This window comes from Sphingomonas alpina (assembly GCF_014490665.1).
Taxonomy (GTDB): domain Bacteria; phylum Pseudomonadota; class Alphaproteobacteria; order Sphingomonadales; family Sphingomonadaceae; genus Sphingomonas; species Sphingomonas alpina.
The window spans coordinates 4730183-4751859 of sequence record NZ_CP061038.1 but is presented as its reverse complement, the minus strand read 5'-3'; the positions used below and the strand labels follow the sequence as shown (position 1 = coordinate 4751859).

Here is a 21677-nt window from a genome sequence, read left to right as displayed (position 1 = left end):
GCCACCCGCCCGGTTTCGGGCGGGTTCAGAAACCTGCGCTTAAATCGACTCTCCCCGCCCTCCTTTTTGGGGGGGGGGAAGAACTCAGGGAGTTCCAGTATGCGTAAACCAGTTCTCACTGCCGCGGCCGGCGCGCTGGCGCTCGGCATCGCCGCCCCTGCCCTGGCCCAGGACGGCCCGCCCGAGGATTCGGCCTTTACCGGGCCGCGTATCGAAGCGCTGGTCGGCTATGACAAGGTCAATGCCGGTTCGGACGTCGGATCGAGCGACGGCGTCGCCTATGGCGGCGCGATCGGCTACGATGCGCAATTCGGCCGCGCGATCGTCGGCGTCGAAGGCGAGATCACCGGCTCGACCACCGATACGCGGACTCGCAATCTGCTCGTCGCGGGCGACCGGTTTCGTCTCGACGCGGGCCGCGATCTGTACGCCGGCGCGCGCGTCGGCATCGCCATCTCGCCGCTCGCTTTGGGCTATGTGAAGGCCGGCTACACCAATGCCCGCCTCAGCGCCCGCTATCAGAACGGCAACACCACGATCGAGGACAGCGAGAATCTCGACGGGTACCGGCTTGGCGCCGGCCTCGAATACAAGGTCGGACCGACCACCTATATCAAGGGCGAATATCGCTATTCGCATTATGGCGAGCTGGCCGGCTACGACATCGATGCCGACCGTCATCAGCTTCTGGCGGGCGTCGGCGTCCGCTTCTGAGCGTTCGTTTGGAAACGCGCGAAAGAGCGAGTTTCAAGACGGTGCCGGCCCGCTCCCCCTCCCGGCCACCCATAGCGTATCCTGATTGGGTGGCCGGGAGGGGGGAGCGGGCTGGCACCGCCAGAATGCGCCGCAGCGCATTTTCAAACAAACGCCCTGTTTCAGGCAGCAAATAGGGGTCGGGGCGCTTGCTCCGGCCCCTTTTATCGTTAAGGAAAGAGGACGGCGAATTGCCCCCGGCTTATAACGCTCGGTGGGAAGGAAATAGGGCGGCGGCCCGGGGGATTTACGATGAAGGCGACGATCGAACGCGCGACTCTGTTGAAGGGCCTCAGCCACGTCCAGTCGGTGGTCGAGCGGCGCAACACCATTCCCATCCTGTCGAACGTCCTGCTCGAGGCGACTGCCGAGGGCGGCCTCAAGCTGATGGCGACCGATCTCGACCTGCAAATCAACGAGACCGTCGCCGCGGCCGTCGACCAGCCCGGCGCGACCACGGTGTCGGCGCACACCTTGTTCGACATCGCGCGCAAGCTGCCCGAAGGCAGCCAGGTCAGCCTGGCCGCAGCCGAAGGCAAGCTGACGATCATGGCGGGACGCGCCAAGTTCCAGCTCGGCACGTTGCCGCGCGACGATTTCCCGGTGATCGCCGAGGGCGAACTGCCGGTGAGCTTCGAGCTGCCCGCCGAAACGCTGAAGCAGATCATCGACAAGACCCGATTCGCCATCTCGACCGAAGAGACACGTTATTATCTCAACGGCATCTTCTGGCACGTGTCGGACGATCCGCAGCCGGTGCTGAAGGCTGCCGCGACCGACGGCCACCGGCTCGCCCGCGTGACCATGCCGCGCCCGGACGGCGCCGAGGGTATGCCCGACGTGATCATCCCGCGTAAATGCGTCGCGGAACTGCGCAAACTGCTCGAAGAAATCGACGGCTCGGTCGGCGTCTCGCTGTCGCCGACCAAGATTCGCTTCGATCTCGGCCAGGCGCTGCTAACGTCGAAGCTGATCGACGGTACCTTCCCCGATTACAGCCGCGTCATCCCGACCGGCAACGACAAGATCCTCAAGATCGACCCGCGCAGCTTCGAAGAAGGCGTGGACCGCGTCTCCACCATCGCCACGGAAAAAACCCGCGCGGTGAAGATGGCGCTCGACCGCGACAAGATCACCCTGTCGGTGACCAGCCCCGAAAACGGCACCGCGGCAGAAGAAGTCCCCGGCGAATATGCCGCAACCAGCTTCGAGATCGGCTTCAACAGCCGGTATCTGCTCGATATTCTCGGGCAGCTGCATGGCGATACGATCGAGGTCCACCTCGCGGACGCCGCCGCCCCGACACTGATTCGCGAGAACGACAAATCATCGGCGCTCTATGTTTTGATGCCGATGCGGGTCTGATGCGGGATAGTCTCCGCAGCATCGTCCTATTGTTGATGCGGTATTGATCGTCCAATGCCCAGCAGAATGACTGGGTTGCCCTATGCCTGCCGCGTTGATGAACGATAGCTCCGCCCTCACCTGGCGTACATCGTTGCTCGACCGACTTTCAACGCCGCTCGGCGCGGCCTGGTTGTGCCTGTTCGTCGCCCTCGTGGCCCGCGCCGTGCAGTTCGGCAATCCGGTCATCCATGTCGACGATCAATTCTATCTCTTTGTCGGCGACCGCATGTGGCACGGCGCGATGCCGTATCGCGACATCTGGGATCGCAAGCCGGTCGGCCTGTTCCTGATCTTCGCCGCAATCCGCGCGCTGGGCGGCGAAGGCGTCATCCAGTATCAACTCGTCGCAACCGGCTTCGTCGCCGCAACCGCCATCGTCATCCGCGCCATTGCCCGCCGCATCGCCAATCCGCGCGGTGCTACCGCCGCCGGGATCGTCTATCTGACCTCGCTCGGCATCTCCGGCGGCGACGGCGGGCAATCGCCGGTGTTCTACAATCTGTTCGTGGCAGTCTCGGTCTGGGCGATGCTGGCGGCGCTCGAGCGCCCGCGCTTCGATCGGCGCGCCGTGCTGCTCGGATCGGCGGCGATGCTGCTGATGGGCCTGGCGATCCAGATCAAATATACCGTGTTGTTCGAAGGCGGATTTCTCGGTCTGGTCCTGCTATGGCGCGCCTGGAAGTCCGGCCTTAGCCCGGCGGCGGTGCTGATGCTGGCGCTCGGCTGGACGATACTCGGCCTTGCCCCGACCGGCGCGGCCTGGTGGTATTTCGCCGCGGCCGGACAAGGCGATGCCTTTGTCTATGCCAATTTCACCTCGATCTTCGATCGGCGCGCCGAGCCGGTGGATGTCGTGCTCGGCCGGCTGGCGGCGATCATCATCCGCCTGATCCCCTTGTCGGTCGCGGCCTGGTACGGCATCGCAGGGGCCCGCGCGCGCGATCCCGACGAGACGCCGTCCAAGAGCCTTGCGCGCCGGATCATCGCCGGCTGGGCGCTGGCCGCATTGGGCGCGGTGCTGATATTCGGCAGCTATTTCGATCATTATGCGCTGCCCTTATATGTCCCGCTGGCGGTCGCCGCCGCCCCGTTGATGGGCGATCCGCGATCCGGCGTGGCGCTGATCATTCGCGGCCGGTCGCGGCTGATGACGACGGCGGTCTTTCTGATGCTCGCAACCAGCATCGTCACCGCCACGACCTCGGCGCGCTTCCGCAAGGAACGCGGCACCGGCGCCGAGGTGCGCGAAATGGCCGCGATGCTGAAGCCGCTGCTGAAGGATTGCCTCTACATCTATGACGGCGACCCGATTCTCTACATGATGACCAACAGCTGCCTGCCGACTCGCTGGCCGTTCCCCGACCATCTCAACAACAAGCGCGAAGTCGGCGCCGTCGGAGTCGATGCGCTGACCGAGATGCGGCGCATCATGGCCAATCGCCCGACCTATGTGGTTTCGCGCACCTCGCCGCAAAGCAAGACCTACACGCCCGGCTGGGACGAAATGCAGGTCGATCTTGCCCGCGACTATCGCTCGGTCGCCGAATGGCAGGTCGGCCCGAGCAAACGTGTCATCTACCAGCGCATCCCGGGGCATTGACAAGTCAGTTGCCGATCGCTACTAACATTCCTGTCAGTAAGGATCGACTCAATGGCAAAGCTTCCTCCCTTCCCCGGTACCAGTGGCCGCCGCGACTGGCGGACCGCGTTCGACGCAATTCGCAAGCTGCTCGCCAATGGCGACGACACGACACAGGTTTTCCGCATCATGCGTGCGCTCAACGTCGGCAATGCGCCGATGAACTATGCGCGCTTCATCGCCACCGAAGAGGGCGGACGGATGGCTTATGAGCGAGTCGAACTGGCACAGCGTTTCACCGACAAGGCATTCGTCGCGAGTTTCGCGCCTGGCACGGTCGGCGCGGCCTATCGCAATTTCCTCGAAACCACCGGCTATTCGGCCGACGGCCTTGCCGAGATCAGCAAGATCAATCGCGAAGAAGACATGCCGCATCCCTATGCCTGGTTCGGGCGGCGGGTGCGCGACACGCACGACATCTGGCACGTGCTGACCGGGTACAAGGCGGATGAGAGCCTGGGCGAAGCGGCCCTGGTGGCATTTTCCTATGCCCAGGTCGGCGGGCTCGGCTGGGCGTTCATCGGCGGCGCCGCTGCGCTCAAGAGCCTCAAGGTCACCGGGGGCACATTGTTCGCCCGGGCCGTGTGGGAAGGCTATCGCAACGGCCGCAAGGCGAAGTGGATCTCCGGCGAGGATTATCTGCAGCTGCTGCATGAGCCAATTGAAGCCGCGCGCGCGCGGCTCAACATCGTGACGCCGATCGCCTATCTGCGCGCGCAGCGCGAACTGGGCGCCGAACTGGCGTCCTACCTCAGCGCGCCGAAGGCTGACAAGACCGTTGCCGAGCCGGAGCGGGCAGCCGCTTGAGAAAGTATCCGGGAATTCGCCGCCTTCGCGAATTCTCGGACAGATGCCCGATCAGTCGCGCTCGGGCACCGGCACGTTGAAGCCGTTGAGCGTCATCGACACCAGCGCATAAAGGCCAACGAGATAGATCAGTTCGTTGGCGCCATGCTGACCAAAGGTATCGACGGCGAGCCGATAGCATGGCTCGGGCAGCACGCCGCCATTGACCAGCGCGAAGGCGACATCATAGGCGACGCTTTCCGTGTCGCTGAGGTCGACCGGCTTGATGTTGGCGCATAGCTCGGACAGCCGCCGGGCCGGCATCTTCTCGCGCTCGGCGACGGCGATATGCGCATAGATTTCATAGGCGGCGTCGAAATGCGCCCCGGTGACCAGGATCGCGACCTGCCTTGCGCTGTCGGGCAGGGTCGCCTGCATCGACATCGCTTTGGTCAGATCCCACACAGCCTTGCCGATCACCGGTTCGTGCAGCCAGGGATTCCATGGGCCGATCAGCGCGCCATCTGCATCCACGGTTTTGAAATCGTTGAAGTTGGACGCGATTCCGGCCTTCATATCTTCATAGAGCGGCCTCTGGGCGTCGGTCAGGTCGGCGGGCGGAATGAGCGGCAGGCGCATGGAATTCTCCGGTTATGTCGAAATGGGCAGATCGCGATTCCCGCACGATGGCGCCGGAGCGATTGACGACCGCTTTCGTTCCATCGGCACTGGGTGCGAAAATCGCACCCGCGATTGCGTTTCGCGCTAAGGCACTCGACGATCATGCTCGCTCGCCTCGTCCTCACCGATTTTCGCAACCATGCCGATACCGTGATCGCGCCGGGGCCGGGCTTCGTCGTGCTGACCGGCGAGAATGGCGCGGGCAAGACCAATATACTGGAAGCGGTGTCGCTGCTCGCGCCCGGCCGCGGGCTGCGCCGTGCGCCGCTGGGCGAGATGGCGCGTCAGGACGGGCCCGGCGGTTTCGGCGTGGCGACGGATCTCCGCTCTGCCGGGGACCGTGACGACACGATCCAGATCGCGACCGGCACCCAGGCCTCGGCACCCGAACGCCGCATCGTCCGGATCCAGGGCGCCCCCCGCCGCCGCGACGGCGCTGTCGGAGTGGCTCGCGATCCTGTGGCTGACCCCGGCGATGGACCGCCTGTTCGTCGAACCCGCGAGCGAACGCCGACGCTTTCTCGATCGACTGACGCTCGCACTCAACCCGGGCCATGCAGTGCACAGCAATCGCTATGAAGCGGCGATGCGCGCGCGCAACCGGCTGCTCGCCGAAGAAAGCCCGCCCGACCCAGACTGGCTGACCGCGCTCGAGGCGCAAATGGCCGAACATGGCGCGGCGATCGACCTGGCGCGGCGCGATACCGTCGCATCACTCGGCATCACCCTGGCCGACCAGCCCGAAGGCCCGTTCGCGCGCGCCGGGCTGATGCTGGAGGGCTGGACCGGCGCCGGCGACGCGCTTGCCGTCGATCTCGCCCGGGGCCGCGCGCGCGATGCGGCCGCCGCGCGTGCGCTTGCCGGCCCGCACCGCACCGATCTCGCCGTCACCCATCTCGGCAAGAACCAGGCCGCCGCGCTGTGCTCGACCGGCGAGCAGAAAGCCCTGTTGCTCGGCCTGATCCTCGCCCATGCGGATCTCGTCGCCGCGCGCACCGGCCTTGCGCCGATCCTGCTGCTTGACGAGGTCGCGGCGCATCTCGATCCGGTGCGCCGCGCCGCCTTGTTCGAGCGGCTCGCCGGCCAGGGACAGGTATGGATGACCGGCACCGAGGATGCGCTGTTCGCAGCTCTCGGCCCCGATGCGTTTCGCATGACATTGGGCGCCAGCGCTGGGTGAACCCAACCTGTCAGGGCAACTCACGCGCCATTCAAGCGCTTCCTGTCATCTGAGCCGTATCGGGCGGGGGCCAGGAGACGAATAATGACAAAATTGAACAAGCCGATACTCGCTATCGCCGCCACCGCCGCCGCGCTGATCGCCGGTGCCAGCCCCGTCTTTGCCCAGGATCGCTGGGACTGGGGTGGTGGCCGTCACGGCGACCGCGAATACCGCCTGATCGGTGCGGGCGTGCCGATCCTCTATCCCGAACTGCGCACGACCAATCGCGGCCGTGCCTTCGTGATGCGCAATTTCGACTTCAACCGTGACGGTCGCGTCAATCCGCGCGAAGCTCGGGCCGCCAATCGCGCTTTTGCCAACGTCGCCGGCTCGCGTCGCGATCGTTTCGACTGGAACAGCCGTGATCATGCCGTGGTCGTCGAAGAACGCGGCGGCTGGGATCGCGGCGCGATGCGCGGTTACGGGTTCCGCCAGACGTCGCGTGGCGCAACGCTGCGCCTGCAGGAAGATGTGCTGTTCAAGACCGACAGCGCAGTACTGCGGCCCGGTGCGATCGAGAAATTGCGCCCGCTTGCCGACTATCTCAGCTCGGAACGCGGCGTGCGCGTGGCGATCGACGGGTATACCGATTCGCGCGGCACCGATGCGCATAACCAGGCGCTGTCGGAACGCCGCGCCGACAGCGTGCGCGCCGCATTCGATGAGATGGGCGTGACTCGCGCGCGCTTCTCGGTGGTCGGACATGGCGAGGCCGATCCGGTCGCGACCAATGCAACTCCGGCCGGCATGCGCCAGAATCGTCGGGTCGAAGTGACCTTGCTTGGCCAACGCGCCGATCGTTTCAGCAATAGCGATTAAAATCAATAGAGTACCAGTCGCTTATTTGTGGCGACTGATACTCCGGCTGACTGCGGAGAATGAAGCCACGGAACTTCCGAGCTTCGGAGTTCGTTACGTCGCCGCTTTAGAATTTCAGGAGAAGAGTTATGCGTAACTATTCAATGATGACACGCGCACTATGCGTCTCCGCATTGCTACTTTCATCAGCTACACCCGCCTTTGCGCGCGGCAAGACCGATCGCGCCCATGAGGCGATCGCCGCAGCCAAGGCAAAGGTCGATGCGGCGAACAAGCTCGGTGCCTCGGGCGAAGTCCCCCGCCTGCAGGCCCAGGCCCAGGCCGCGCTGCGCAGCGCCGAGGAGGATCTCGCCGCGAAGCGCAAGGATCAGGCGATCGCCGAGGCCAATCGCGCCTCCGAGCTTGCCGATACGGCGATTGGCATTTCCGAGCGCAATCGCAACGAAGCGGTGAATGCCGAACGCGCCGCGGCAGCCGATGCGCAGCAGGAAGCCGCAGCCGCCAATGCCCGCGCCCAAGCCGCGCAACAGGAGGCCAACGCCGCTGCTGCGGATGCCGCCGCCGCACGCGCCGCGCCCCCGCCCGCGCCGATCGTGATCGCCCCGCCGGCACCGACCACCACGACGATCACCACCGAGACGGTCAAGAGTGCCGCGCCGGCGACCGTGGCACGCAAGAAGGTCACCGTGCGCAAACCGGTGCGCCGTGTCGTGAAGCGCTCGGGCACGGCCGAGAAGACGACGACAACGGTCACAACCAAGACTGAATAAGCAGGATCGGCGGCGCGCGTCGGCGCATCCTCGGGGTGCTCCGCGCGCGCCGCCATTTTGCTTCCGTTTCCGAGAGCGAATCCCTATATACTCGGTATGGCTGAAGACCCCAACAAGAACGACTATGGCGCTGACTCGATCAAGGTCCTGAAGGGCCTGGACGCAGTGCGCAAACGCCCCGGCATGTATATCGGCGACACCGATGACGGTTCCGGCCTCCACCATATGGTGTTCGAGGTCAGCGACAATGCGATCGACGAGGCGCTGGCCGGGCATTGCGACCGGATCGACATCACGCTCAATCCCGACGGATCGGTATCGGTCGAGGATAATGGCCGCGGCATTCCGACCGGCATCCATACCGAGGAAGGCGTGTCGGCGGCCGAGGTCATCATGACTCAGCTCCACGCCGGCGGCAAGTTCGAGAACACTTCCGACGACAATGCGTACAAGGTGTCCGGCGGACTTCACGGCGTCGGTGTTTCGGTGGTCAACGCGCTGAGCGAATGGCTCGACCTGACGATCTGGCGTGACGACCAGGAGCATTATATGCGCTTCGCGTTCGGCGATGCGGTCGCGCCCCTGAAGATCGTCGGCCCGGCAAACGGCAAGAAGGGTACCAAGGTCACCTTCTTCCCCTCGCCCGCCACCTTCAAGATCACCGAATTCGACTTCGAGAAGCTCGAGCATCGCTATCGCGAACTCGCTTTCCTGAATTCCGGCGTGCGCCTGTTCCTCAACGATGCGCGGCACGAAGAGCTAAAGGCGGTCGAACTCTATTATGAAGGCGGCATCGCCGCGTTCGTGAAATATCTCGACCGCAACAAGATCGCGCTGATGCCCGATCCGGTCGCCATCTCCGGCACCCGCGACGATGTCACGATCGACGTCGCGCTGGAGTGGAACGACAGCTATTACGAGAACGTCCTCGCCTTCACCAACAACATCCCGCAGCGCGACGGTGGCACGCACATGGCCGCATTCCGCGCGGCGATGACGCGCACGCTGAACAATTATGCCGAGAAGTCGGGCCTCCTCAAAAAGAGAAGGTCACGCTGACCGGCGACGATATGCGCGAAGGCCTGACCGCGATCGTCTCGGTCAAGCTGCCCGATCCGAAATTCAGCAGCCAGACCAAGGACAAGCTGGTTTCGTCCGAGGTACGCCAGCCGCTCGAAAGCCTGATGGCCGACAAGCTGGCCGAATGGCTCGAAGAGAATCCGGCGCACGGCAAGGCGATCGTCGCCAAGATCATCGACGCCGCCGCCGCGCGCGAAGCGGCCAAGAAGGCGCGCGAGCTGACCCGGCGCAAGGGCGTGATGGACATCGCCTCGCTGCCCGGCAAGCTCGCCGATTGCCAGGAGCGCGATCCGGCCAAGTCCGAACTGTTCCTGGTCGAGGGCGACTCGGCCGGCGGCTCGGCGAAACAGGGCCGTGACCGGCATTTCCAGGCGATCCTGCCGCTGCGCGGCAAGATCCTCAACGTCGAGCGCGCACGCTTCGACCGGATGTTGTCGAGCCGCGAAATCGGCACCTTGATCCAGGCGATGGGCACCGGCATCGGCCGTGACGATTTCAAGATCGAGAAGCTGCGCTACCACAAGATCGTCATCATGACCGACGCAGACGTGGACGGCGCGCATATCCGCACGCTGTTGCTGACCTTCTTCTATCGCCAGATGCCCGAGATCATCACCGGCGGCTATCTCTATATCGCCCAGCCGCCGCTCTACAAGGCGACGCGCGGGCGCAGCGAAGTCTATCTCAAGGACGACAATGCGCTCGACGAATATCTCGTCGAGAATGGCGTGGGCGCGACGATGCTCGACGGTGCGGCAGGCGGATCGCGTTCCGGCGCCGATCTGCGCAGCCTGGTCGACCATGCGCGGCGCATGCGCACGCTGATGCGCTATGTGCCGCGGCGTTACGATGCGACGATGGTCGAGGCGCTGGCGATGGGCGGAGCGTTCGACCCGAACGCTGCGCGCGCCGACCGGCTCGCCACCGTGACCGTGGTGACGGCGGGGCTCAACGCCGCCGATCCGGAAGCACGCTGGTCGGTGCGACTGACCGAGGATGGCGGCATCCATTTCGAGCGTATATGGCGCGGTGTGACCGACCATCACATCATCGAGGCAGCGTTCCTCGGATCGGCGGAGGCGCGCAAGCTCCATGCGCTGGCGGTCGAGCAGGCTGAATCCTACGAACAGACCGCCAAGCTGGTCTCGACCAAGGCGTCGGCAGCGGCCGCCGCCGAAGCTGAAGCCGCGAGCGAGACGGACGATGACGATGACGTGCCGGTCACGCTGGCCAAGGGCGAAACGATGGTCGCGCGGCCCAGCCAGCTGCTCGACGCGATCCTCGCCGCGGGCCGCAAGGGCCTGTCGATCCAGCGCTACAAGGGGCTGGGCGAGATGAATGCCGATCAGCTGTGGGAGACGACGCTCGATCCGCAGGTCCGCTCGATGCTTCGTGTCGAGGTCGACCAAGCCGATGTCGCGGACGAGATCTTCACCCGCCTGATGGGTGATGTGGTCGAACCACGCCGTGAGTTCATTCAGGAGAATGCGCTCAGCGTCGCCAATCTCGACGTTTGAGGTCAGCTTTGGTCAGCCGGGATCGCCGGACGTCCGCATACGGCTCGCAACGAAATGCTGCTGGATGCGCCACCCGGCGTCATCCAGCACTTCGTTGCGCCACAAAAAGGCGGCGCGTTCGATCGCATCGAAGGTCCAGCGCATCGCCGCCTGACCTTCGAGCGTTTCCAGCACCACCGTGTCGGCGATGCCCCGCGCGGTGAAGCGGCGGATATAATTGTGCATCGGGCCGACCCACAGCGAATGCCACGCCCCGAGTGCCGCATCGAAATAGCGGAGGCTGGTGCCATATTCGCCCTCGCCCGGTCGCGCGGTGCGATCGCCGCGCGGCGGCCATAGCCAGATATCCTGGATCGCGCGTCCTTCCAGCACCCAGGAAAAATGCCATTCGCCACGCTCCTGCCGCGCCACGCTGCCGTCGACGTCGAGCCAGGTGATCAGCAGGTCCCAGGACCCGATCATGGGCGCAAACAGACGATGTGCCGGCGGTATGTCCGGGTGAGGCCCCTCACTGACAAGGGCGGCGGCAAATGCCGGATCACTTGACGCATCAATCATTGCGGCGTGCCTTACAGGTCAATCGGAATGGCCAGGCTGCGTTTGCCCACGCCCAGCGCGACATTGGTGGTGAAGCGACGGACATTGGGATTGTCGGCGATCAGCCGGCTCATCAATGCGTCATAGGATTCTACATCCGGTGCCGCCACGATCAGGATGAAATCAGCACTGCCGGTGACGTAGAAGACTTCCTGGACATGCGCGTCGGCGTTCAGCCATTGCCGCAACCGCCCGAGCAGCTCGGGCCGCTCGCGTTCGATTTCCAGCGCCACCACGAAGAAGGTCGGCTTGCCGACGCGGAGCGGATCGACCGTCGCGACATTTGCCAAAATGACTCCATCGGCCTTCAGTCGTTTCAGCCGACGCAGCACGGCCGATGCCGATAGCCCGACTCGTTCGGCAAGGATGTCGGTCGGCGTATCGGCATCGTGCTGGACGATGGCGAGGAGCTTGCGGTCGAAGCCGTCAATCTGTGCAAGGCGCGTCATATCGGCATCTTAGCATCGAATGACGCCGTTTTCGTGCAGACTCGACACGCACTTTGCCGAATTTCGGCACCGCGGCGCGATATCTTCCGGTCATGGACAATCCCACTCCGGCCGGCATCCGCGCGGCGCTTACCCAGATCGATCCGGTCTTTCTCGATACGCCGCTGCGGCACTCGGCTTCGCTCGACGCCGCGCTCGGCGCGACACTGATCCTGAAGGACGAGACGGCCAACCCGATCCGCTCGTTCAAGGGGCGCGGTACGGGCGCTTTCGTCGCCCGGTTGATCGGCGAAGAGCGGCCGGCACGGCTGGTATGCGGATCGGCCGGGAATTTCGGCCAGGGCCTTGCCTGGGCCGCGCGCCGCCACGGCCTCACGCTGACCGTCTATGCCGCCACCAATGCCGTCTCCGCCAAGGTCGGGGCGATGCGCCGCCTTGGTGCCCAGGTCCGGCTGGCCGGCGCCGATTTCGATGCCGCGAAGGATGCTGCGCGAGGCGATGCGGGAGGTGGCGGTGTCCGCTATGTCGAGGATGGCGCGGAGCAATGGATCGCCGAAGGTGCGGGCACGATCGCACTGGAGATGGTGCGCGACGCGGCATTCGACACGATGATCGTGCCGCTCGGCAATGGCGCGCTCGCCGCCGGCGTCGGGACCTGGCTGAAACATGCCATGCCCCAGGCCCGGATGGTCGCCGTGGCGGCAACCGGCGCGCCGGCAATGGCCGATGCCGTGCTCGATCGCCCGGTGGCGGCCCAACCTGGCCTCCACACCATCGCCGACGGCATCGCGGTGCGCGTACCCATTCCTTATGCCGTGAGCAGCGTCCGATCGGTGGTCGACGATGTGCTGTACGTCGATGACGATGCGATCCGGCATGCCATGGGGCTGCTCCACCAGCATCTCGGCCTGACGGTCGAGCCCGCCGGCGCCGCCGGGCTGGCGGCAGTGATCGCCGATCCGGCGCGCTGGCGCGGGCAGCGCATCGCTGTGCCCCTGTGCGGCGGCAATGTCGATCCTGCCTGAGTCCTGACCTGCAACCCCGACCACCAAAGAGACAGACCATGATCGACCATCTCGAACTCAAAACGCGCCGGCTCGATGAGTGCCTGCGCTTCTACACCGACGCACTGGCGCCGCTTGGCTATAGCTTGCAGGTCGACGGCCCGGCCAAGGGGTTCGGCGACGGCACGACACTCGATTTCTTCATCGGCGAGGGCGAGCCATCGGAGGCGGTGCATTTCGCCTTTGCCGCACCCGATCGCGCAATGGTCGACCGCATCTATGAGGTTGGCCGCGCAGCCGGACATACACTCGACCGGGCACCCGCGCTCGCACCACATATCCACCCGAACTATTATGCCGGCTATCTGCGCGACCCCGATGATCGCCTGATCGAATTCGTCTGCCACAAACCGGAATAATCCATCGCCGCCATCGGCCGGGACGTTCATGCCATGGCGGTGGCCGTTCATGGTTTCCGATGGACGCCGCCCGACAAGCGATTATCATCCAGCGTAATGAATGCCGTGCGGTGCCATCACGGCAGGTCGGCGGCAGGCGCGGGAGAGAGATGATGTCGGCAGCGAAGCTTGCTGGTGCGGCCCTGGCCGCGCTGTTGATCACCACGTCCGGCAGCGTGCCGGCCCATGCGAAAAAAGCAGCCGCCCAGTCACACAAGACGGGAGCCGGAGCGCAGATCGCCAAGGCACTCGCCGATCCCGCACGTGCCGACCAGGCAAATGACGATGCGCGGCGCAAGGCGGCGGAAATGCTGGCCTTTTCCGGCGTGAAGCCGGGCGACCGGGTGATCGATTTCCTGCCCGGATCGGGATATTGGACGCGCATCTTCACCGGCGTGGTCGGGCACAAGGGTCATGTCCTGGCGCTGTGGCCGGCGGCCGCCGCGAAATATGCCGAGAAGCCCTTGCCGGAACTGCGCGCCCGCAACCTCGCCAATGTCACCGCCGAAGTGCAGACCGCATCACTGCCGACGGTCGATCAGCCGGTCGACCTGTTCTGGACCGTGCAGAATTATCATGACATCCCCAACAACGGCGTCGGCGAAGCTGGCCTGAATGCGTTCAACGCCGCCGTGTTCAAGACGCTCAAGCCCGGCGGCCTCTATATCGTAAGCGACCATGCCGATGCGCCGGGCAGCGGCCTGACCGGGACCGAAACCAAGCACCGCATCGATCCTGCGGTGGTCAAGCAACAGGTCGTGGCGGCAGGCTTCACCTTCGAGGGAAGTTCCGATGTGCTGGCCAATCCGGCCGACGACCACACAGCCAAGGTCTTCGACCCCGCGATCCGCGGCAAGACCGATCAGTTCGTCTTCAAGTTCCGCAAACCGCGCTGATCCGTTTCACATCAGAAAGGGTTGTTTCGATGAAGACGACGATCCTCGCCGCTCTGCTTGCCGGCGGCACGCTGGCCGGGTGCGGTCCCGCCGCGGCGCCGGCGAATGACACCGTAGCCGCACCGGCCAACGCCACCGCGCCGGCCGGCACGCTGCCCGCCCATATCGCCGCGGCAGCGGCCGATCCCGCACGCGGTACCGTGACCGCGACCGATGCGGCGCGGCACGGGCCGGAAATCCTCGCCTTTGCCGGGGTGAAGACCGGCGACAAGGTGATCGACCTGATCCCCGGCGGCGGATACTGGACCAAATTGTTCGCCAAATCGGTCGGTCCGTCGGGCCATGTCTATGGCATCTGGCCGCAGCCCTATGCCGCCGAGGCGCGTACCAATGTCGCCGATTACCAGAAGCTCGGCGCAACGGCCGACTTCGCCAATGTCAGCGCCTCGACTCAGCCGGCGACATCCCTGACCGCCGCCGAACCGGTCGATCTGGTCTTCACCGCGCAGAATTATCACGATTATCCCGACAAGTTCATGGGATCGCTCGACCCGTCGGTGTTCAACAAGTTGGCCTTTGCCGCGCTGAAACCCGGCGGGACATTGCTGATCATCGATCATGCCGCCGCTGCAGGATCGGCGATGCGCGATACCGACACGCTGCACCGCATCGATCCGGCGACGGTCAAGTCGCAGGTGGTCGCCGCCGGGTTCGAATTCGTCGGCGAAAGCGCACTCCTCGCCAACAAGAACGACGATCACACGCTCGCGGTGTTCGACAAGGCGGTACGCGGCAAGACCGACCAGTTCATCTACAAGTTCCGCAAGCCGGGCTGAGGAAATCCGGAGGTCGTCGGTTGGAGGGGGCACCGGGGATCACAAGCCATGTACCCTGGCCGAGGCTGCTTTACGTTTGCCTGAAATCAGGCATCGTTTAAGATTGAACATGTCGGTTTAAATCAGGGGATGGGATTGCCTACTACCTACGAGAGGCTTCTCATCTCCCGATTTCTGATTCCAGGTGCGGGTGGGCGTCTGGCTCTGTTCATTGCCGCGATCGGGTTCGCAGGGGTGACCATCGGCGTTGCCTCACTGGTACTGGTCGTCAGCTTCATGAACGCTGCCGAGGCTCGATTGGCTGGTCAGATCGCCTCCGTAGACGGCCACATCTTTGTCACTGCCCGAGGGCATCGAATTGAGCGTCCAGCCCGGCTGGAACAGAGGCTTGCCGGGATCGATGGCGTGGAGGCGGCGACAGCAACGCTGGACAGCACAGGCTTGATTACGGCCAATGGGAGATCGTTTGCCGCTGATCTGCAGGGGCTCGATCCATCCAGGATGACGGCGGGTCCGCTTTTCCAGCGCAAGACGGCAATCGTCGTCGGTGAAGCGCCGGCTCGTCCGGCGACCCTGGCGATTGGCAGCGACCTGGCGGCCCGCCTTGGCGTCGGCATCGGAGAGCATGCGGCGATTACCTCGATACGACATGATGGCGAAATTCTCACCGTCGCCAATTACGACTTCATCGTATCGGGCATAATCAGCACAGACGTTTACACGTTCAACAGCCGGCGGGCGATCATGCCCGTCGACGACCTCCGCACGATACTTGGCACAAAATCCGCTGCCACCAGGATCAACGTCAGGCTCGTCAATCCGGACACGCAGAATGCCGTAGTCAAGACCATCCGCAATAGCCTTGGCCACGACTACAGCCTGGCGACCTGGCAAAGCATGAACCGCGTGCTGTTCTCCGCTTTGAAGCAGGAGCGCGTCGCCATGACCATCATCATCTCGATGGTCACGCTTATCGCCCTGTCGAACATTCTGTCCTCGATGGTGATGCTCGTCCGCTACAAATCACGTGAGATAGCGATACTGAGAACCATGGGCATGTCGAGAAAATCGATCGCCAGGGTTTTTGTCGGAGTGGGCGCTGCGATCGGACTTGCCGGAGAGGCCGCCGGCCTCGGCGTGGGACTGACCCTCAAAGCTGCCAAGGACCCAATCACGCAGACGCTTCGCATGCAGATCGCGCATCCATCGGCAGAACTGGACGTCCTGCTTTCCCTGCCACTTGCGATCTCCGGAGGAGAAATCACCTGGATTGTGGCGCTGGTTTCCTCTGGCGTGCTGCTGAGCACCCTCTATCCGGCAGTTCGAGCCGCAGCGATCGATCCGGCCGCTGTGTTGAGGCACACCTAAGCCTTGAAGCTTGCAGCCTAATATGGGGACACAATACTAATTAGCCTGAAAGTTTAGTATTGTGCCCCCAAAATAAATCATGCCGGATTGTGGCCTTTCAAGCCTGCGGAAAATCAGAGATGGCCTATCGGCGACCAACCATGGCACGTCGAATATTTGCAGGAGGCGTCATTCGACTGGAACCGGACTGAGCGGCTTCACCTGCCGGATCACCACCAATGTTTTGAAGCTGCGGACGCGATCGTTGGCCGAGAACAAGCGCTGCACCAATTCGTCATAGCCTTCCATGTCGCGCGCAACGATCCGCACCGCGAGATCGTGATCCCCGGTGACATTCCAGGCTTCAATCACTTCCGGTTCCCGCTCCAGCAAGCGCATCATCTCATCGATGGTTCGCGCATCTTCGCGTTCGAGCGTGACCATCACAATCATCGATAGCGGCCAGCCCAGCGATCGCGGTCGAACAATTGCCACCTCCCGCTCGATCACTGCCGTCTCGCGCAGGCGGCGAATACGCCGGTAACAGGCCGGTGGCGAAAGCCCGACCTTCTCCGCAATTTCCGCTACTGGCTGCTGCGCATCGATTTGAAGCAGTTTGAGAAGCTTCAGGTCGAAGCTGTCGAGTGTAACCGTCTTGTTCATTCGGAGGGATGTAGCCGATAAAGTTTATCGAGAACGAGTGAATTTCGACCGCTTCGAGCAGGGCGTTTCCGTAGATTGCGCCTGTCCCAAACCTTCGAAAGAACCGCATGACCACAACTGCCATAGCGCGGCCGCTCGACCCGCGTATCGATCCCATAGCCATCGCTGCCCTGTTCGGCTCGCTTGTGTCGATCAGCGTCGGAGCGTCGCTTGCGAAAGGGTTGTTTCCGGCGATCGGACCGGAGGGCGCAACGGCACTGCGCCTCATCTTCAGTGCAATCGTGCTGTCGATTGCATTCCGGCCGTGGCGAGTCCTCACCCGATCAGGCTGGCGTTCACTTCTTCCGTACGGTGTCGCGTTGGGTATCATGAACCTTGTCTTCTACAAGTCCTTGACGTTCATACCTCTGGGTATTGCCATCGCGATCGAGTTCACCGGGCCGCTCGCCGTCGCCTTGTTGAACTCGCGGCGCAAGGTGGATTTCTTGTGGATCGCGCTGGCCGTCGCCGGACTGGCTTTGCTGCTGCCGATCTGGAAGGGTTCCGCCCACCTCGACTGGCGGGGTGTCGCGCTCGCAGGTGCAGCCGGCGCCTGTTGGGCTGTCTACATTATCATGGGCAAGCGGGCGGGAGAGAACCACGGAACCACGGCTGTAGCGGGTGGCATGGTCATCGCCGCCATCATCGCGGCGCCAGTCGGCATCGTCCATGCAGGCGCCGCGATGCTGCGCCCGGAAGTGCTTGTACTCGGACTCGTCGTCGGCATCGTGTCGAGTGCTCTTCCGTACACATTGGAGATGATCGCTCTGCCACGATTGCCAACCAACACCTTCGGCACGCTCCTGAGCGCAGAACCCGCCATGGGTGCGCTGATCGCCATGGTTCTCCTGGGCGAGTTGTTGTCAGGCGCACAGTGGTTGGCGGTTGGGCTAATCATATGCTCTTCGATCGGTGCCGCGATGACGGCGAACAAAGGCGGTGCTCCTCAACCGGACGCTTGATTAATATGGGGACACAATACGTCGCCGGACTGAGACGCACCAGAAGACCGACGCGCATACCAGGCTAAGGGCCGCAAAAACCAGCACCACGCTCAATCCGGTGCTGCTCAATATCTCACGCGGGCATCCTTATCGCCGAGAGGGCGATGATGTCGACAATAGCTACGACGCCAAGGGCGGTGGTGCCCAGATAAGCGGGGAGGCTGTAACGGCCGAGCCTGCGCAGTATCAAATGCGTCGGCAATCCAATGAGCAGAGCAACGCCGCAACTTGCCAGCAGCAGCTGTAGAAATTCTCCGAGAACAGACATGCTGTCACCATCCGACACCGGAGTTTCACACCGGCAACAGGAAAATTCGGTACATCGCCGGCCCAGCTATCCATTTCATGGATAGCAGAACGGGATTTCTATCAATATCGTTTATACCAGGAATCGCTATGCTGCCAGCTAAGCCATTACTACATAATGATAATCATGAGATTTGTCACGATTGACAGCGTGCTTCGCCTGCCCCGCGCCGGAATATGGCACAATGGGGTGTCCCATATCTCTCGCCGCCCTCCCGGCAGCCCCGCCACCGACGCGATTCAACCATCACCCAGGATCAGGCATGAGGCGCCTTGCCGGGCTGGCACCGGCGCGCTCTTTCCCGGTGTCGAGAACAGGATTGCACGCTTCGCTCGCACCAGGCGCGGCGTGGTGAATCCGCTCAAATCGAAAAATGCGCTAGTTGAGCGCACCGCGCAGCGTGGCGCGAACGCCGCTATGGCCGGGGTCATATTCGACGATCGTCTGCAGACTCTGCGCCATCGCGCGGATCAGCTTGGTACCGAGGCCGGTACCGCGCGCCGGCCCGTTCTCGACCATGCCCACACCGTCATCCTCGACCGCGAGCAGGAAATGCTCACCATCGTCCTGGCTGAGCGCGATCCGCACTTCGCCGGCGCGTCCCGGATAGGCATATTTGCACGCATTGCTGACCAGCTCGGTGACGATCACGCCCAGCGACACCGCACGGTCGGTCTTCAAGCGGATCGGATCGGCGGCAAGCGACAGGGTGCGCGGCGCAGCGTTGCTCGACCAGGTCTCGCCCAGTTCCTCGACCAGCGCGCCGAGATATTCCTGCATGTCGACACTCTCGACATCGTTCGAGGTATAAAGCCGGCGATGCACCTGTGCGATCGCCGCGATGCGACGCTGCGTGTCCTCCAGCGCGTCGCGCGCCGCGCCGTCATCCAGTGCCCCGGCCTGCAACCGTACCATTGCCGATACCAGCTGCAGGCTGTTGGCGACGCGGTGATTGACCTCGCTGAGCAGGGTTTCGAGCCGCGCATTGCTCGCGCGCAACTGCTCCTCGGCCGCTGCCTTGCCGCGCTCGAGCGCGGCGCGTTTGAGCACCTGATCGAACGCGGAGGCCAGCAGGTCGAAGAAATCGCTGCCGATCGTCTTCACGACATAATCAGCCGCCCCCGCCTTTAGCGCGGCGACTGCGATCCGGCCCTCTTCCGATCCGGTGACATAGACGACCGGGGGCGCTGCCGGGAGCGCGCGAAGCTTCTTCAGCGTCTCCAACCCGTCCATGCCGGGCATGTAATGATCCACCGCGACCAGATCGAAGGTTTCGGCGCCGACCAGCGCCAGCCCCTCGGCACCGCCCTCCGCCAGCGTAACGGCATAGCCGCGCCGCGTCAGCGACCGCGCGGCCAGCGTGCGCAGCCCGGCATCATCGTCAATATAGAGGACCTTGACCGGCCCGGAGATCGGCACGCTGGGGGTCAAGCCTGGCCCTCGATATCCGGCACCTGGATGACCGAGAGGAACAGGCCGAGCTGGCGGATCGCCTGGGCGAAGCTTTCATAATTGACCGGCTTGGTGATGTAGACATTGCAGCCCAGATCGTAGCAGCGCTGAATCTCGACCTTGTCGTCGGTGGTGGTCAACACGACAACAGGCGTGCGCTTCAACAGCGGCTCACTCTTGATCTTGGCCAGGATATCGGTGCCGCTCATGTCGGGCAGGTTGAGGTCGAGCAACACCAGCGCCGGGCCGTTGAGCGCCGGGCCGTTTGCGTCGTTGAACAGATAGTGCAGCGCGCTCGTCCCGTCGGTGAAGTGCGTGATGTCGTTGAGAATGCCGGCGCGGCGGATGTTCTTTTCGATGAGGCGGGCATGCCCCTCATCATCCTCGATCATCACGATGCTGACGGAGCGATGGTCGTTCATGAGCGATTATCCTGTGGGTCGGCTAGAGTGAGCGGCAGGGTCAACCGGAAGGTCGCACCCTTGCCAAGGTCGGAAGCAACATCGATGACCCCGCCAAGGCGATAGGCCAAAGCGCGGACATGGGCGAGCCCGATGCCCTCGCCCGGCTGGTCCTGATGGCCCGAGCGGCGGAACAGGTCGAACACGCGCTGATGATCGCCCGGCGCGATGCCGCGGCCATTATCCTCGATCTCGTAGGTCACCCGCACGCCCTCGCGCTTGCCACGCACGATGATCCAGCCGGGGCGCTTCGGGTCGAGATATTTGACTGCATTCTCGATCAGGTTGGAAAAGATCTGCTCGACCGCCAACCGGTCGCTGGTGATCGGGGGCAGGCTGCCCTCGACGTTCAGCGTGGCGCCGCGGTCGTCGATCAAATGCTTGAGCGATCCGCCGATCGCATCGACCATCGCGTTCAGGTCGAGCGGCTCGGGCGCGATCAGGCGACGGCCTTCGCGGGACAATTTCAGAATCGCGTTGATCAACCGGTCCATCTTCTGGGTCGAGGTGCGGATGAACCGGATCGCCTCGGGCAGATCCTCGCGCGCCGCCAGCCTTGCTTCCTCGGTGACGATGTCCGGCGCCTTCTCCTCGGCGCGATCGATCAGGTCGGTGATCGCGGCGGTGGCCGCGTCGAGTTCGGCGGTGAAGCCCATCACATTGACCAGCGGGCTGCGCAAATCATGACTGACGATATAGGCGAAGCGCTGGATCTCCTCATTCGCGCGCGACAGGTCGGCGGTGCGCTCATTGACCAGCCCCTCGAGCGAATCGGCGAAGTCGCGCAGCACGTCGCGCGACGCGGCGAGGTCGCGGGTATAGCGCAACACCGTCAGCAACGACGCGATCGCGACGAGCAGCAGCAGGATAGCAGCGACGATCAGCGTGCCGTAGAACGTCCGCAGGCTCTCGCGCTGTTCGGCATCGCGAATGGCGAGCAAACGGCGTTCCTCATCGCCCATCGCGCTGCCCAGTTCGCGAATGTTCCGCATCCGTCGCGCTGCGGTCTCTTCGCCAAAGACGCGCAGCGCTTCGGCCTGCCGCCCTTCCTTGACCAGCGCGATCGTCCGGTCACGCTGCGCTTTCAAATCCGCGACGATCAGGGTCAGCCGGGCGATGTTGGCGCGCTGGCGCGGATTGTCGGCGGTGAGCGTGGCGATACGCGTCAGCGCAGCGGGAACCTTCGCCGCAACCGTTGCATAGGTGTCGAAATAGCTCGGCTGCGCGGTGATCAGATAGCCGCGACGCGAGGTCTCGCCCTGCTCGATCAGGATGCTCGCCTGGTCGATCGCGATCTCGACCTCATAGGTATGGTTGACCGCCTGGCTATGCTGCTCGTTTTGCGTGGTGGAGCGATAGGCTGCGTACCCGGCGGCGAGCAGGCTGAGAAACCCGATCGCCATGAACGCGATCAGGGCTCGTCCGACCAAGGCTTCACGGACCCCAAGCCGTCTGACGAGCGCGCGAAACATTGTTTCGCTTTATGACCG

Annotated in this window: 20 protein-coding genes and 2 pseudogenes; 14 read left to right on the top strand and 8 right to left on the bottom strand. The window is 63.8% G+C overall.

Annotated features, from left to right (window positions below; translation table 11 throughout):
* Positions 1-99 precede the first annotated feature (99 nt).
* From H3Z74_RS22400 to H3Z74_RS22385, 4 genes are all read left to right on the top strand, one after another.
* The gene (locus tag H3Z74_RS22400; protein WP_187761691.1) at positions 100-714 is read left to right on the top strand and encodes an outer membrane protein; all 615 of its coding nucleotides are present in this window, start codon (positions 100-102) and stop codon (positions 712-714) included.
* Between the two features lie 291 nt (positions 715-1005).
* On the top strand, positions 1006-2118 hold the full coding sequence (gene dnaN / locus H3Z74_RS22395; RefSeq protein WP_187761690.1) for a DNA polymerase III subunit beta: 1113 nt from the start codon (positions 1006-1008) through the stop codon (positions 2116-2118).
* 97 nt (positions 2119-2215) lie between these two features.
* Positions 2216-3760, top strand: coding sequence for an ArnT family glycosyltransferase (locus tag H3Z74_RS22390; RefSeq protein WP_187761689.1), 1545 nt, complete (start codon positions 2216-2218; stop codon positions 3758-3760).
* A 51-nt stretch (positions 3761-3811) separates the two neighbouring features.
* Positions 3812-4606, top strand: coding sequence for a Coq4 family protein (locus tag H3Z74_RS22385; RefSeq protein ID WP_187761688.1), 795 nt, complete (start codon positions 3812-3814; stop codon positions 4604-4606).
* Positions 4607-4657: 51 nt separating this feature from the next.
* Here H3Z74_RS22385 and H3Z74_RS22380 read toward each other — a convergent pair whose 3' ends face one another.
* A complete protein-coding gene (locus tag H3Z74_RS22380; protein WP_187761687.1) occupies positions 4658-5224 on the bottom strand; it encodes a carboxymuconolactone decarboxylase family protein in 567 nt (188 codons plus the stop codon).
* A 144-nt stretch (positions 5225-5368) separates the two neighbouring features.
* Here H3Z74_RS22380 and recF point away from each other — a divergent pair.
* From recF to gyrB, 4 genes and pseudogenes are all read left to right on the top strand, one after another.
* Positions 5369-6446: pseudogene (gene recF, locus H3Z74_RS22375) on the top strand (DNA replication/repair protein RecF).
* Positions 6447-6530: 84 nt separating this feature from the next.
* Positions 6531-7307, top strand: coding sequence for an OmpA family protein (locus H3Z74_RS22370; protein WP_187761686.1), 777 nt, complete (start codon positions 6531-6533; stop codon positions 7305-7307).
* A gap of 128 nt (positions 7308-7435) precedes the next feature.
* Positions 7436-8077 carry a hypothetical protein gene (locus H3Z74_RS22365; protein ID WP_229726736.1) on the top strand — a complete coding sequence of 214 codons (642 nt, stop codon included), beginning with the start codon at positions 7436-7438 and terminating at the stop codon, positions 8075-8077.
* Positions 8078-8173: 96 nt separating this feature from the next.
* A pseudogene (gene gyrB, locus H3Z74_RS24795) lies at positions 8174-10674 on the top strand (DNA topoisomerase (ATP-hydrolyzing) subunit B).
* A 12-nt stretch (positions 10675-10686) separates the two neighbouring features.
* Here gyrB and H3Z74_RS22355 read toward each other — a convergent pair.
* Positions 10687-11136 carry a hypothetical protein gene (locus tag H3Z74_RS22355; protein ID WP_187761685.1) on the bottom strand — a complete coding sequence of 150 codons (450 nt, stop codon included), beginning with the start codon at positions 11134-11136 and terminating at the stop codon, positions 10687-10689.
* Between the two features lie 107 nt (positions 11137-11243).
* Positions 11244-11720 carry an Lrp/AsnC family transcriptional regulator gene (locus H3Z74_RS22350; protein WP_187761684.1) on the bottom strand — a complete coding sequence of 159 codons (477 nt, stop codon included), beginning with the start codon at positions 11718-11720 and terminating at the stop codon, positions 11244-11246.
* 92 nt (positions 11721-11812) lie between these two features.
* Here H3Z74_RS22350 and H3Z74_RS22345 point away from each other — a divergent pair, with 92 nt between their 5' ends.
* From H3Z74_RS22345 to H3Z74_RS22325, 5 genes are all read left to right on the top strand, one after another.
* Positions 11813-12745, top strand: a complete 933-nt coding sequence (locus H3Z74_RS22345) for a threonine ammonia-lyase (protein WP_187761683.1) — start codon at positions 11813-11815, stop codon at positions 12743-12745.
* 38 nt (positions 12746-12783) lie between these two features.
* Positions 12784-13143: a VOC family protein gene (locus tag H3Z74_RS22340; RefSeq protein ID WP_187761682.1), complete on the top strand. Its 360-nt coding sequence runs from the start codon at positions 12784-12786 to the stop codon at positions 13141-13143.
* Positions 13144-13295: 152 nt separating this feature from the next.
* On the top strand, positions 13296-14078 hold the full coding sequence (locus H3Z74_RS22335) for a class I SAM-dependent methyltransferase (protein ID WP_187761681.1): 783 nt from the start codon (positions 13296-13298) through the stop codon (positions 14076-14078).
* A gap of 29 nt (positions 14079-14107) precedes the next feature.
* Complete coding sequence (locus H3Z74_RS22330; RefSeq protein ID WP_187761680.1) at positions 14108-14914, top strand: class I SAM-dependent methyltransferase; 807 nt, start codon at positions 14108-14110, stop codon at positions 14912-14914.
* Positions 14915-15049: 135 nt separating this feature from the next.
* Positions 15050-16282: an ABC transporter permease gene (locus H3Z74_RS22325; RefSeq protein ID WP_187761679.1), complete on the top strand. Its 1233-nt coding sequence runs from the start codon at positions 15050-15052 to the stop codon at positions 16280-16282.
* 168 nt (positions 16283-16450) lie between these two features.
* Here H3Z74_RS22325 and H3Z74_RS22320 read toward each other — a convergent pair whose 3' ends face one another.
* Positions 16451-16924, bottom strand: coding sequence for an Lrp/AsnC family transcriptional regulator (locus tag H3Z74_RS22320; protein WP_187761678.1), 474 nt, complete (start codon positions 16922-16924; stop codon positions 16451-16453).
* Positions 16925-17031: 107 nt separating this feature from the next.
* Here H3Z74_RS22320 and H3Z74_RS22315 point away from each other — a divergent pair, with 107 nt between their 5' ends.
* Positions 17032-17925 carry an EamA family transporter gene (locus H3Z74_RS22315; protein ID WP_187761677.1) on the top strand — a complete coding sequence of 298 codons (894 nt, stop codon included), beginning with the start codon at positions 17032-17034 and terminating at the stop codon, positions 17923-17925.
* 115 nt (positions 17926-18040) lie between these two features.
* Here H3Z74_RS22315 and H3Z74_RS22310 read toward each other — a convergent pair whose 3' ends face one another.
* From H3Z74_RS22310 to H3Z74_RS22295, 4 genes are all read right to left on the bottom strand, one after another.
* Positions 18041-18235, bottom strand: coding sequence for a hypothetical protein (locus tag H3Z74_RS22310; protein WP_187761676.1), 195 nt, complete (start codon positions 18233-18235; stop codon positions 18041-18043).
* Positions 18236-18652: 417 nt separating this feature from the next.
* A complete protein-coding gene (locus H3Z74_RS22305) occupies positions 18653-19705 on the bottom strand; it encodes a sensor histidine kinase (protein WP_229726733.1) in 1053 nt (350 codons plus the stop codon).
* The gene (locus tag H3Z74_RS22300; protein WP_187761675.1) at positions 19702-20148 is read right to left on the bottom strand and encodes a response regulator; all 447 of its coding nucleotides are present in this window, start codon (positions 20146-20148) and stop codon (positions 19702-19704) included. The genes H3Z74_RS22305 and H3Z74_RS22300 overlap by 4 nt, the downstream gene beginning before the upstream one ends.
* Positions 20145-21659, bottom strand: coding sequence for a sensor histidine kinase (locus tag H3Z74_RS22295; RefSeq protein ID WP_187761674.1), 1515 nt, complete (start codon positions 21657-21659; stop codon positions 20145-20147). Before H3Z74_RS22295 ends, H3Z74_RS22300 begins: the two co-directional genes overlap by 4 nt.
* Positions 21660-21677 lie beyond the last annotated feature (18 nt).